Raw genomic sequence first — 12,221 nt, forward strand, 5'->3', positions numbered from 1 at the left:
CGATTATGCCGACCGGCCGGGTCAGGCCACCGGCACCGAGCCGGGCCGGGCCATCGCGAGCTTCGCCCGGTATTCGTTGCGGGCCTCGGCCGCCCAGGGTGCGTCCTCGTCCTCGAGCAGCGGGCGGGCGGCCAGGAACGCGGCCGCGGTCAGCGGCTTGCGGGCCCGCTCGGCCGGACGGCCGGCAGCCAGGTTGATCAATTCGTCGAAGCGGGCCACGTCGACCCGGACCCGATCCGGATCGAGTCGCAGACGGCCACGCTGCGTGACGATCACGGACTGTCCCGGCTGCACGTCGGGCTCGAGGTGCTTGCGCAGGATGCCGAGGTCGTCCTCCAGCTTTTTGCGGCCGGTGCCGAGGACGTCCGCCAGCTCCGAGATGGACGCCTCGCCGCGCAATGCAAGCAATGCCAGGAGGTGCCGGGGCCGGACGCCACCGAAGTCGCCACGGGACAGGCGAACGCCCCGGGTACGAACCTCGATGCGACCGAAGAGCTGGATGTCGAACATGAATGTGAATGCTGCGGATGAGAGAGTAGAGCGGCAAGCCCCAAAGCGAGGGGTCGTATCAACCGAAAGACTGGTCAGAGCGGCCGCTTGGCCTCATCCTGCCATCGGGTGTACCGGCGGATCGGAGACGGGCCGGTGCGGCGGCAGGCTGTTGGTAGGGCAAAGATGAGTGCTGGTACTCCTTAGACTTCCCGAGTCCGATCAGTTGAAAGGTGGCGCATGAACAGCGGCGAAGCGATCAGCGTCCTCGTCGTCGACGGCCACCAGACGTTCGCCGAGCTGCTCGGACACGCCCTGGCAGGCCAGCCCGACCTGGAATATGTGGGTCACGCCCGCACCGGTGCCGAGGCCCTCCAGCTGGCCGCGCAGCTCGAGCCCAACGTGATCCTTCTCGATCCCGATCTGTCCGATGCGGACGGAATTGCAATAGCTGAGCTGATCCGGGTACGGCAGCCGGACACGCGTGTGGTGATCCTCACGGCCTCCGACGAGTCGGCTCTCGTGGGCCGCGCCACGGCGGCCGGCGCGGCGGGCTTCCTGTCCAAGAACGGGGCGCTCGGCGACGTGCTGAACGCGTTGCGTACCGCGCACGGCGGCGGCATGACCGTCTCGACCGACATCCTGGCCCGGCTGCTGCGCAGCACCACCCCGGTGGTCGCTCCGCGCGGTGGCGGCCTCACCGTCCGCGAGGACGAGGTGCTGCACCTGATGGCGGCCGGTTTGGACGCCCGGGCCATCGCCCGGCGGCTCGGCATCAGCCTGCACACCTGCCGTGGCTATGTAAAAGCTGTGCTCGCCAAGCTCGGCGCGCACAGTCAGTTGGAGGCGGTCGCGATCGCCACCCGGCGGGGTCTGCTCCGGCCCGGCCGGCAATAACGCTAAGTAGTTCTGCCCTGCACTCATCCGCGAGAACTTCAAATACGTACCTGTAGCGGGGTGGCCGGGAAGCCGGCTCGCATCAGGGGAGAACTGTCGTGGATCCAACAGCAGCCGACGACGAGGCATCGGACGTGGCGGTCGCCGATCAGTCGGCCGCGGACTTCCGGCGTGGTGGCCGAGAGAACGACACCCTTTACCGCCGACCGCCGGCCCACCCGCCGGCCGAGTCCACCACCGGCGGGTCCTGGTTCAGCAGCACCGCCGACGTGGCGGAGCCGCCGGACGACGACGACTACGCCCAGGCGGCCTCCGGCACCTCCGCGCGGACGTCGTTCGGCTTCAGCGAAACCCCGATCTCGCCGATCCGCTCGTCGGCCCGGGAGCCGGGTGAGACGTCGCAGGCCCGCTCCGGCCGGTCGTCGTGGGACGGCGAGTCCGGCCAGGTGTCGCAGATCGGCTCCGGCCGGTCGTCGTGGGACGGCGAGTCCGGCCAGGTGTCGCAGGCCGGCTCCGGCCGGTCGTCGTGGGACCGGGAGCCCGGCCAGACCAGCACCGAGATGCCCGCCCGGAAACGGCCGGCGCCGCCGGCCGCTCGGCAGGCCGCCCCCAGCGCGCCGGACTGGCCGCAGCCGGCCCGGCTCGGCCCCGATCAGTCCACTCTCGACCGGGTGCCGGGTGAGGGCGGGACGGGTGACTACCTTGCCTGGCCGAACGCGGACTACAACACCGGCGAGCGCCACCAGGTGCGGCGCGAGACGCCGCAGGAGGCGCGACCACGGCAGTCCCGGGGAGTGACCATCGGCATCGCGGTGCTCAGCCTGATCGTGCTGTTCGGCGGGGCAGCGGCCGGCGTGGTCTATTACTCCAGCTCCAACAATGACGTCGGCTCGGTGCTCGAACTGGGCGCCGCCGGCACCGCCAAGCAGACCGCGACCGCGCCGCTGGACAACCGCACCACCGCCAGCTTCGAGCTGCTGGCCGGGGCGAACTCGGTGAAGCTGACGATCGGGGAACTGGGCGACGACCTGTACCGGATCTCGACGCCCGACGACGCCGGCTTCAAGCCCAGCCCGGTGATCCGCAACGACGACGTGAAGCTCCAGGTGAGCCGGGACGGCGACGGCACCGGCGGCGAGATCGAGGTGGTGCTGGCCGCCAAGGTGCGCTGGGCGCTGCGCTTCTCCGGGTACGCCGAAACTCAGCTGATCGACGTGAGCGGCGGCCAGGTGAGTCAGATCGAGATGGTCGCCGGGATGCGGCGCGCCGAGGTCACCCTGGCCCGGCCGACCGGCACCGTACCGCTGAAGATCAACGGGGCGGTGGACCAGCTGGTGCTCAAATCGCCGTCGAACAGCCCGGTGCGGATCAAGGTGGGCGGCGGCGCGCAGACCGTGGTGGCCGGCAGCCGGACGATCAAGGATGTCAAGGCCGGCTCGACGCTGACCCCGAAGGGCTGGAACACCGCCAACCGGTACGACGTGACGGCGGGCGCCCGGATCACCGCGCTCACCATCGAGAGCGCCTGAGCCCCGGCGATCGAGGCTCAGGCGCCGTCCGTCAGGACAGGACGCGCAGGCGGACCGTCTGGTCCATGGACCGCAGCTGCTCGAGCACCTCGGCGCTGAAGTCGCCGCCGATGTCGGTGATCAGGTAACCCAACTCGCCGCGGGTGCTGAGCAGCTGACCCTCCACGTTCACCCGGTGCTCGGCCAGGATGCTGTTGACCTGAGCCAGCACTCCGGGGGTGTTGACGTGGACGTGCACGATCCGGCTCATGCCGGGCTGCTCGGGCAGCGCCACGCCGGGCAGGTTGACGCTCAGCGTGGTGTTGCCGTCCTGCACGAAATGGGCCAGCTTGTTGGCGACGAAGTCACCGATGTCGGACTGGGCCTCCTCGGTGGAGCCGCCGATGTGCGGGGTGAGGATCACGTTCGGCAGGCCGCGCAGCTCGGAGACGAACTCGTCGCCCCGGCCCTTGGGCTCGGCCGGGAAGACGTCCACGGCGGCGCCGGCGAGGTGGCCGCTGACGAGCGCGTCGCGCAGGGCGAGGTGGTCGACGACGATGCCGCGGGAGAGGTTGAGGAACAGGCTGCCGGGGCGCATGCGTTTGAACTGCTCGGCGCCGAAGAAGCCGGCGTTGCCGGGGCGGCCGTCGACGTGCAGGGTGACGAAGTCGCTGGTCTCGAGGAGTTCTTCGAGGCTGGCGCAGCGGTGGGCGTTGCTGAGGGCGAGCTTGTCGGCGGTGTCGTAGAAGGACACGTGCATGCCCAGGTTTTCGGCGAGCACGGACAGCTGCGTGCCGATGTTGCCGTAGCCGACGATGCCCAGCCGGCGCCCGCGGATCTCGTGCGCGCCGTCCGCCGACTTGTCCCAGACGCCGTCGTGCATGAGAGCGTTCTTTTCGGTCAGGCGGCGGGTCATCGCGATGATCTCGGCGATGGCCAGCTCGACCACCGAGCGGGTGTTGGAGAACGGCGCGTTGAAGACCGCGATGCCCGAGGCGGATGCGGCGGGCAGGTCGATCTGGTCGGTGCCGATGCAGAAGGCGCCGATGGCGACGAGGCTGTCGGCCGCTTCCAGGACCCGGGCGGTGACCTTGGTCTTGGAGCGGATGCCGAGCAGGTGTACGCCGGCGATGCGCTCGATGAGCTCGGTCTCGTCGAGGGCGTTGCGCAGAGACTCGACGTGGAAGCCCTCGGCCTCGAGCCGGGTCACCGCGTCGCGGTGGATGCTCTCCAGCAGCAGAACTCGCACCTTGGCCTGGTCGATCATCATGTTCCGTTCCGTGTGGGGGTTTGGCGTCCGGGCCGCCACGCCGAAGCCCAGATCTCCCAGCCTAGTGCTCGGCTGGGCCGAGTCCGGCCAGGTGTGCTGGACCTCCCATCTGGTGCGATGGCCGTAACCACCGCCGTGGCGACCCGCGGGTGAATACGTTGCGCGACCGGCGTCAGATCAGCGGACGGTGACGAAGCCAGCCGCTCAGGGCCTCCGCCCAGTGCTGCTGGAAGGCCCGGACCGTGGGAATGCCGGGCGGCGGAGGCAGCCGCCAGATCGACTCGAACATCCCGAGCAGCCCGGCCGTCACGTCGGTCACCACCTGCGGGTCGATGCCGTCCAGCGCGGTGGACGGGTCACTGCCGGACACGATGATGTCCAGCCCGAGCAGCAGGCGGTCCAGCCAGTCCGGCCCGATACACGCCCACGGCCAGTCGACGACGAACACGCGGCCGTCCGGGCGTACCAGGAGGTTGTCGGCGCGGATGTCGCAGTGTGTGAGCGTCCCGCCGGACCGCAACGCGGCGAGACCGCGGGCGGACGCCCGCTGCAACTGGGGCAGGTGCTCGGCCGCCCAGGGGTCCAGGTCGTCCGGGGGCGCCGCGGCGATCTGATCCCAGCCGCCGAAGTCGTCGGCCAACAGTTCGGCGGCCCTCGGCACGCTGTCCAGCGGCGCCGGGGTGAGCGCGGCGGCCAGCCTGCGGAGGGCGGTCACGGCCGCGTCGATCTCGGTCTCCACCCAGGGGGTGCGCGGGTGCCCGCCGTCGATGTCATCGAGGACCAGGACCACCCAGTCGCCGGTGTCGAAGCCGCCCAGCATGCGCGGGACCGGGGCGCTCACCGGCAGCGCGGCGGTGATCCGCATCTCCTGGCGGGCCATTTCCGCGGAGCGCTCGTTGACTGCGGGACTGACGGCTTTGACGAATGCGCGCTGACCGGACTCGGTGCGTACCCGATCGGCGGTCCCCGGCGAGAAACCGCCCGGCTGGGAGATCGCCTCGACGACCCGGCCGCCCCCGATGATCTGCTCGACCTGCGTCTGGACCGGCTCGGGCAGGTCGCGCCACCCGATCCGCACCCGCATCTCCTGCACCATGCGAGTGATCGTGTCAGTCGCCACACGTGCGGCGAAACGTAGTTTTGGGGCAAGCTCGGAGTATGGGGTCGCTGGTTTGGGCTGTCGCGCTCTCGGTGCTGTCGGCGGCCAGCTACGCGGGGGCGGCAGTCGCGCAGGAGCGGTTGGCCAAGCACCGGCAGCGCGGGGTGGGCCGCTGGGTGGTCGCGCTGCTGCTGACCGGCAGCGGCGTGGCCCTGCACGTGCTGGCGCTGAACTTCGGCACGGTCGCGGTGGTGCAGGCGCTGGGCACGCTGACACTGCTGTTCGCGCTGCCGATCTCGGTGCTGCGCTACCGCACCCGGATCGACGTGCCGGCCTGGATCGACGCCGGCCTCACGGTGGCCGGCCTGGCGCTGATCATGTCGCTGTCGGTGGAGTCCGGCGAGCCGTCGGTGTTGCCGGCCGCCGCGGGGCGGAACCTGGCGCTGGTCACCCTGGGTGCGGTCGTGCTGCTGGCGGCCGCGGCGTGGCGGGTCGGTTCGCGGTTGCGCGCGGTGCTGCTGGCCGGCGCGGCCGGGGTGGCGTTCGGGATCTCGTCGGTGCTGTCCAAATCGGTGATGACCGCGTTCACCGGTGGCGGGACGGCGGCGGTCTCGCTGTCGCAGGCCGGGATGGTCGTGCTGCTGTCCGCCGGCGGCTATCTGCTCGGCCAGCTCTCCTATCGCGGGGCGGGGCTGGCGACGCCGCTGGCCACGGTCAGCGTCACCAACCCGATGGTGGCCGGCATCGCGGGCGTGGTGTTCTTCGAGGAGAGCGTCCGGTTCGGCCAGGTCGGTCAGATCGCGGTGGGGGTGGCGGCGGTGGTGATGACGCTGGGCGTGATCGGCCTGTCCCGGCGCACGACCGGCGGCGGATCACCGTCCCAGGCCGACGACGCTGTCAGTGCGACCGCCTAGCTTTCGTTGCAGGACAGCCCGGCAGCTGGGGATGGCCCGGACTACCTACGGTCCGGCCGGGTCGTCCGTGGGAGCGGGCGTCGCGCGTACCTTATAAGGCTCTGGGGAGGGTGACCGTCACGATCAGGCCGCCCTCGTCGCGGGCTTCGGCGCGTGCGTCGCCGCCGTGTGCCCTGGCCACCGCGCGGACGATGGACAGGCCCAGGCCGGCGCCGGGGGAGTGCAGGCGCTCGGTGCCGTAGCGGTGGAACGGTTCGAACAGGCCGGAGACCTCGTAGCGGGGGATTACCGGGCCGGAGTTGGTCACCTCGAGGAACACCAGGCCGTCGGGTCGGGTGCCGGTGCGGACGCTGATCCAGCCGTTCTCGCCGGCGTTGTGGCGCTCGCCGTTCTCCACCAGATTTTGCACCAGGCGTTCCAGCAGGACGGGGTTGCCGGCGACGGTGGCCTCGGCCGGCTCGGTGAGCACCTTGACGGTGTCCGAGACGGCCACGTGGTCGACGATGTCGGCGAGGTCGACGTACGCGCGCTCGGTCACCGGGCGGTCCGACTGGGCCAGCAGCAGCAGGCCGTCGATCAGGCGGCCGTGCCGGTCGTTGATCGCCAGCAGCGTGGTGCCCAGCTGGCGCACCTCGGTGGACGCCGACTCCTGGGCCAGCGCCACCTCGAGCAGCGTGCGGTTGAGGGTGAGCGGCGTGCGCAGCTCGTGCGACGCGCTCGCGATGAAGCGGCGCTGGCCGTCGAACGAGTGGTCCAGCCGGGCCAGCATCACGTCGAATGTGTCGGCCAGCTCCTTGACCTCGTCGGGCGGGCCGGTCAGCGCGATCCGCTCGTGCAGGCCGCGGTCGGCGTCGGGCGCCTCGGCGATGCGGCGGGCGGTCGCGGTGATCTGGTGCAGCGGCTGGAGCATCCGGCCGGCGATCAGCCAGCCCAGCGCGATCGCGGCCGCGCTCACCACGGCCAGCGCGATCAGGCCCTGGGTGAGCATGGTTTCCAGGGTGGTGCTCTGGGTGCCGCTGACGATCTGCTCGAGCGTCTTCGGCGGCGGCACCGCACCGACCTCGGGCCGCGCGTCGTGGGTGATCGACATCTTGCCCGCCACCGACGGCAGCTGCTGGCGGGCGAGCAGGTAGGTGGCGCCCAGCAGCACCAGGCCGGCCAGCACGAACAGGCCGCCGAAGACCAGCGTGAGGCGGGCGCGGACGGTCAGTCTCATGGAATCCGGTACCCCACTCCCGGCTCGGTGAGCACCACGGGCGGGTCGCCCAGTTTGCGGCGCAGCTTGAGGATCGTCATCCGGACCGCGTGGGTGAACGGGTCGGCGTTCTCATCCCACGCCTTCTCCAGCAGCGTCTCGGCGGACACCGCGGTGCCGTCGGCGCGCAGCAACTCGGTCAGCACCGCGAACTCCTTGCGGGACAGCGGCACGTAGCGGCCGTCCCGGTGCACCTCGCGGCGGTGCGGGTCGAGGCTGATCCCGGCCCGGCGCAGCACCGGCGGCGCGGCCGGGCGGGACCGGCGGCCCAGGGCGGCCACCCGCGCCGACAGCTCGCGGAACGCGAACGGCTTCGGCAGGTAGTCGTCGGCGCCCAGGGACAGGCCGGTGACCCGCTCGTCGATGCCGGCCGCCGCGGTGAGCATCAGCACCCGGGTGGCGCCGCCGCGTTCGGCCAGGTGCCGGCACACGTCGTCGCCGTGCACCGCGGGCAGGTCGCGGTCGAGCACCACCACGTCGTAGTCGTTGACGCCGAGGCGTTCCAGGGCGGCGGCGCCGTCGTAGGCCACGTCGACCGCGTACGCCTCGTGCCGCAAGCCCTGCGCCACCGCGTCGGCGAGCAGCGGCTCGTCCTCGACCACCAGGATCCGCATGCCTCCATGGTGCCGTGCGGCCGTGTCACCTCAGCGTCACTTTTTTCCGTGACGGCGGGGAAACACGGCGGCCGCTCTACTCGTGCCGTGGCGGCCGACCGGCCGCCGGCGAAGGAGAGGACGATGCGAAACCGTACGGTTGTGGCGCTGGCCCTGGTGATGGCGATGGCGCCGCTGGGCTGTGCGCGGATCGGGGCGAGCCAGCCGTCGGCGGCCAGCAATGCGCCGTCGGCGGATCGGGACGCGGGCCTCAAGTTTTCCCAGTGCATGCGCGATCAGGGGCTCACCTGGTTCCCGGACCCGCAGGCGGACGGCCGGATGTCGGTGAGCGCGCCGGAGGGCGTCACCAAGGAGACCATGGACGCCGCGCACGAGGCCTGCAAGCAGTTCATGCCGGACGGCGGCGAGGCACGTCAGCCGTCGGCGGAGGAGCTGGAGAAGGTCCGGCAGATGGCCAAGTGCATGCGGGCGAATGGGGTGCCGAACTTCCCCGATCCGAGCCCCGAAGGCCAGCTGTCCATCGACTCGTCGAAGCTCGGCACTGGGCCGGGCGACCCGACCTGGGACAAGGCGGAGAAGGCGTGTGCGCAGTACCTGCCGAAGGGGGCACGGACCGAGAAGCACGGTTCCGGTATCGGCGTGGGCGGCGGTGCCGGATGAGGAAGCTTCTCGCCGCGGGGGCGGTGGCGGCTCTGGCGGTGGCGGCTTTTGTCCTCTTTGGACAGCCCGAGGCGAAGGCTCCGGCCGCCGCTGCCTCGGTGGACACGGCCGACATCACCCGGGAGACGCTGATCGATCGGGAGAACCACGACGGATCGCTGGGGCACGGCGACTCGTCGACGATCACCGGCAGGGCTGCCGGGACCATCACGTGGCTGCCGGCGGCCGGCAGCACGATCGCGCGGGGGAAGGCGCTCTACCGCATCGACAACGAGCCGGTGGTTTTGCTGTACGGGAAACTCCCGGCTTACCGGGAACTCCGGTCGGGGGCCGAGGGCGCGGACGTGCTGCAGTTCGAGCGCAACCTGTGGGCGCTGGGGTTGCGGGGGTTCACGGTGGACGACGAGTACACGTCGGCGACCGCGTCGGCCGTCCGGGAATGGCAGGACGACCTCGGCGTGCCGGAGACCGGGCGGGTGGACAACGGCCGGATCGCGTACGCGGCCTCGTCGATCCGGGTCGAGGCATTGACCTCGCAGAACGGGGCCGACGTGCAGCCCGGCACCGAACTGTTCACGGTCACCGGCACCCGTCTGGTGGCGACCGTGGAACTCGACATGGACTCGCAACGCCTGGCGCGCCGGGGTGCCGCGGTCGACGTCACGTTGCCCGACGACAAGACGGTGTCCGGCAAGATCACCGGCGTCACCACCACCGTGCAGGAGGGTCAGGGCGACCAGCCGGACTCCACGCTCATCAAGGTGACGGTCGGCTTCACCGACGCGCCGCAGGGCCTCGACGACGCGTCGGTGACCATCGGCTTCACCACGACGCGGCGGGAGGACGTGCTGACCGTCCCGGTGGCCGCGCTGCTCGCGCGGGCCGAGGGCGGCTACGGCGTGCAGGTCGTCGAGGGCGACGCCACCCGGATCGTGGCGGTGGAGACCGGCCTGTTCGCCGACGGCAAGGTCGAGATCGAGGGCGCCGGTCTGGCCCCCGGCATGAAGGTCGGGATGCCGGCATGAGCGACGTGATCGAACTGACCGGAGTCTGGAGGACCTACCCCGGCGGGGTCACCGCGGTGCGCTCGGTCGACCTGACCGTGGCGTACGGCGAACTGGTCGCGATCGTCGGCCCGTCCGGCTCCGGCAAGTCCACCATGCTGCACCTGATCGGCACGCTCGACCGCCCCTCGCAGGGCTCGGTCCGGATCGACGGGTACGACGTGGCCACGCTCTCCGACCGCCAGTTGTCGGCGTTGCGGGCCCGCCGGATCGGCTTCGTGTTCCAGCAGTTCCACCTGGCACCGGGCCGCGACGCGGTGGCGAACGTGGCGGACGGGCTGCTGTACGCCGGGGTGGCCCGCAAGGAAAGAGAGTGGCGGGCCGAGGCGGCCCTGGTCCGGGTCGGTCTCGGCGACCGGCTCACGCACCGCCCGCACCAACTGTCGGGCGGCGAACGCCAGCGGGTCGCGATCGCCCGGGCGGTGGCCGGCGACCCGGCGGTGCTGCTGGCCGACGAGCCGACCGGCAACCTCGACTCGGTCTCCGGCGCCGGCGTGGTGGAACTGCTGCGCGAACTCAACAGCGCCGGCACCACGGTCCTGGTGATCACGCACGACCACGCGATCGCGGACGGCCTGCCCCGGCAGGTGCCGATGCGGGACGGGGAGGTGGTCTGATGTCGCTGCAGCCGGCCCGGTTGGGCCTCGGCGACCTGGCCCGGCTCGGCGGTTCCGGCCTGCGGGCGCGGCCCTTGCGGGCGGTGCTGTCGGCGCTGGGGATCGCGATCGGGATCGCGGCCATGACGGCGGTGGTGGGCATCTCGGCGTCCAGCCGGGCCGACCTCGACCGCGAACTGGAGGCCCTGGGCACCAACCTGCTGACGGTGACGCCCGGCGAGTCGATGTTCGGCCAGGAGTCGACCCTGCCGGACACGTCGGTCGGCATGATCCGCCGGATCGGGCCGGTGTTGTCGGCCACCGCCACGGGGGTGGTGAGCGACGTCGGGGTCTATCGCACTGACAAAATCCCGGCCGGCCAGACTGGTGGCATCGGGGTGCTGGCGGCGGAACTGGAGTTGCTCGCCACGGTCGGCGCGCAACTGTCCGGCGGCAGGTGGCTGAACGCGGCCACGGCCCGGTATCCGGCGGTGGTGCTGGGCGCGGCGGCATCGCGGCGCCTGGGCGACGTGCCCGCGGTCTACATGGACGGTCGCTGGTGGTCGGTGATCGGCACGCTTCGCGAGGTGCCGCTGGCTCCCGAACTGGACACGGCGGCGCTGGTGGGCTGGGCGGCGGCGACGGAGTACCTGGGCTTCGACGGCCATCCCACGACGGTCTACACCCGGTCGCTGGACGATCAGGTGGAGGCGGTGCGGTCGCTGCTGCCACCAACGGCCAACCCCGCACAGCCGAACGAGGTCAAGGTGTCGAAGCCGTCCGACGCGTTGGCGGCCCGCCGAGCGTCGAACGCGACGTTCACCGCGCTGCTGCTGGGCCTGGGTGCGGTGGCGTTGCTGGTGGGCGGCATCGGGGTGGCCAACACGATGGTGATCTCGGTCCTGGAACGCCGCGCCGAGATCGGGTTGCGGCGCTCGCTGGGCGCGACCAAGGGCCAGGTACGGACCCAGTTCGTGACGGAGTCGTTGCTGCTGTCCCTGTTGGGCGGGGTGGCGGGGGTGCTGCTCGGCTCGCTGGTGACGGGGCTGTATGCGACAACGCAGCAGTGGCCGACGGTGGTGCCGTTGTGGGCCTGGGCCGGTGGCGTGTGCGCGACGGTGGTGATCGGTGCGGTCGCGGGGTGGTACCCGGCCATTCGGGCGGCCCGGTTGGCGCCTACCGAGGCGCTGGCGGCGGCGTAGTGCACGGGCGTCGTGGGGGGCTCACGGGGGCCTCCCACGACGCGCCGATCCCGATCTCAGTACTCCCAGCTCGCGTACTCCGGCTTGGTGGTTTTCATTTCCTCGAAGAGGAGCACCATCCGGTCCAGGAACCAGCACTTCGCCAGCTGGGTGAGCAGGACGCCGCTCACCACGGCGAGGGCGTCGAGGCGGATGAGGCCGTACGTCATGAAGATTGCGCCGACCAGTTGGAAGGCGACCGTGACGACCGGCACCTTGGTTTCCCGGTGGTGGGGAGGCAGCGCGATGTCGTTGCGATCCGCCCAGATGCGTTCGCCGAAGACGGCCTTGGACGCCCAGTTCCGGGTCGACTTCGGTGACGGGAACAGCAGCGGGTTGACCATCATGAAGACCAGGACCAGCGCGGTCGGCAGCAGCGACCACCAGCCGATCCAGTCGTAGGTCCAGATCGCCAGCGCCAGCACCGGCAGGATCGCGAAGCGGGTCCAGACGCTCACCGGGTTGGCGTGCCGCATCCACTTGTCGCCCTCCAGGCCGAACAGGCTGGCCAGGCGCCGTTCCTTCGTTTCCATCACGAGCTCCCTCGTCGTTGGTGATGCGCTCATCGTCGGCGGGCCGGTTTGACATCGGCTTGGCGGCGGGCGTCAACCGGG

The 12,221-nt window shown here is 71.2% G+C and carries 13 protein-coding genes; 7 read left to right on the plus strand and 6 right to left on the minus strand.

The window, feature by feature from the left end:
* Positions 1-21: 21 nt before the first annotated feature.
* Complete coding sequence (locus Ari01nite_RS38795) at positions 22-510, minus strand: AfsR/SARP family transcriptional regulator (protein ID WP_203788034.1); 489 nt, start codon at positions 508-510, stop codon at positions 22-24.
* 219 nt (positions 511-729) lie between these two features.
* Here Ari01nite_RS38795 and Ari01nite_RS38800 point away from each other — a divergent pair, with 219 nt between their 5' ends.
* Both Ari01nite_RS38800 and Ari01nite_RS38805 read left to right on the plus strand, forming a co-directional pair.
* Positions 730-1,386, plus strand: a complete 657-nt coding sequence (locus Ari01nite_RS38800; RefSeq protein WP_203788036.1) for a response regulator — start codon at positions 730-732, stop codon at positions 1,384-1,386.
* 98 nt (positions 1,387-1,484) lie between these two features.
* Positions 1,485-2,915 (plus strand): hypothetical protein, encoded by a 1,431-nt coding sequence (locus Ari01nite_RS38805; RefSeq protein WP_203788037.1) that lies wholly within the window; start codon positions 1,485-1,487, stop codon positions 2,913-2,915.
* Positions 2,916-2,946: 31 nt separating this feature from the next.
* On the opposite strand, the gene serA is transcribed toward Ari01nite_RS38805, so the two are convergent.
* Entirely contained in the window at positions 2,947-4,164 is a 1,218-nt protein-coding gene (gene serA, locus Ari01nite_RS38810; RefSeq protein WP_203788039.1) for a phosphoglycerate dehydrogenase, read from the minus strand.
* 172 nt (positions 4,165-4,336) lie between these two features.
* Positions 4,337-5,260: an aminoglycoside phosphotransferase family protein gene (locus Ari01nite_RS38815; protein ID WP_203788041.1), complete on the minus strand. Its 924-nt coding sequence runs from the start codon at positions 5,258-5,260 to the stop codon at positions 4,337-4,339.
* A 62-nt stretch (positions 5,261-5,322) separates the two neighbouring features.
* Between Ari01nite_RS38815 and Ari01nite_RS38820 the strand changes: the two genes are divergently transcribed.
* Positions 5,323-6,177, plus strand: coding sequence for a DMT family transporter (locus Ari01nite_RS38820; protein ID WP_203788043.1), 855 nt, complete (start codon positions 5,323-5,325; stop codon positions 6,175-6,177).
* A 91-nt stretch (positions 6,178-6,268) separates the two neighbouring features.
* On the opposite strand, the gene Ari01nite_RS38825 is transcribed toward Ari01nite_RS38820, so the two are convergent.
* Positions 6,269-7,393, minus strand: a complete 1,125-nt coding sequence (locus Ari01nite_RS38825) for a sensor histidine kinase (RefSeq protein ID WP_203788045.1) — start codon at positions 7,391-7,393, stop codon at positions 6,269-6,271.
* Complete coding sequence (locus tag Ari01nite_RS38830) at positions 7,390-8,046, minus strand: response regulator transcription factor (RefSeq protein ID WP_203788047.1); 657 nt, start codon at positions 8,044-8,046, stop codon at positions 7,390-7,392. Before Ari01nite_RS38830 ends, Ari01nite_RS38825 begins: the two co-directional genes overlap by 4 nt.
* A gap of 141 nt (positions 8,047-8,187) precedes the next feature.
* Here Ari01nite_RS38830 and Ari01nite_RS38835 point away from each other — a divergent pair, with 141 nt between their 5' ends.
* The 4 genes from Ari01nite_RS38835 to Ari01nite_RS38850 are packed head-to-tail and all read left to right on the plus strand — an operon-like array spanning position 8,188 to position 11,568.
* On the plus strand, positions 8,188-8,706 hold the full coding sequence (locus Ari01nite_RS38835) for a hypothetical protein (protein ID WP_203788049.1): 519 nt from the start codon (positions 8,188-8,190) through the stop codon (positions 8,704-8,706).
* On the plus strand, positions 8,703-9,731 hold the full coding sequence (locus Ari01nite_RS38840) for an efflux RND transporter periplasmic adaptor subunit (protein WP_203788051.1): 1,029 nt from the start codon (positions 8,703-8,705) through the stop codon (positions 9,729-9,731). The genes Ari01nite_RS38835 and Ari01nite_RS38840 overlap by 4 nt, the downstream gene beginning before the upstream one ends.
* A 5-nt stretch (positions 9,732-9,736) precedes the next feature.
* Positions 9,737-10,387 (plus strand): ABC transporter ATP-binding protein, encoded by a 651-nt coding sequence (locus Ari01nite_RS38845; RefSeq protein ID WP_275410916.1) that lies wholly within the window; start codon positions 9,737-9,739, stop codon positions 10,385-10,387.
* Positions 10,387-11,568 (plus strand): ABC transporter permease, encoded by a 1,182-nt coding sequence (locus tag Ari01nite_RS38850; RefSeq protein WP_203788055.1) that lies wholly within the window; start codon positions 10,387-10,389, stop codon positions 11,566-11,568. The genes Ari01nite_RS38845 and Ari01nite_RS38850 overlap by 1 nt, the downstream gene beginning before the upstream one ends.
* Positions 11,569-11,624: 56 nt before the next feature.
* Here Ari01nite_RS38850 and Ari01nite_RS38855 read toward each other — a convergent pair whose 3' ends face one another.
* The gene (locus Ari01nite_RS38855; RefSeq protein ID WP_239163390.1) at positions 11,625-12,140 is read right to left on the minus strand and encodes a DUF6653 family protein; all 516 of its coding nucleotides are present in this window, start codon (positions 12,138-12,140) and stop codon (positions 11,625-11,627) included.
* Positions 12,141-12,221: the final 81 nt, after the last annotated feature.

The sequence above is a fragment of the Paractinoplanes rishiriensis genome (genome assembly GCF_016862375.1).
GTDB lineage: Bacteria > Actinomycetota > Actinomycetes > Mycobacteriales > Micromonosporaceae > Actinoplanes > Actinoplanes rishiriensis.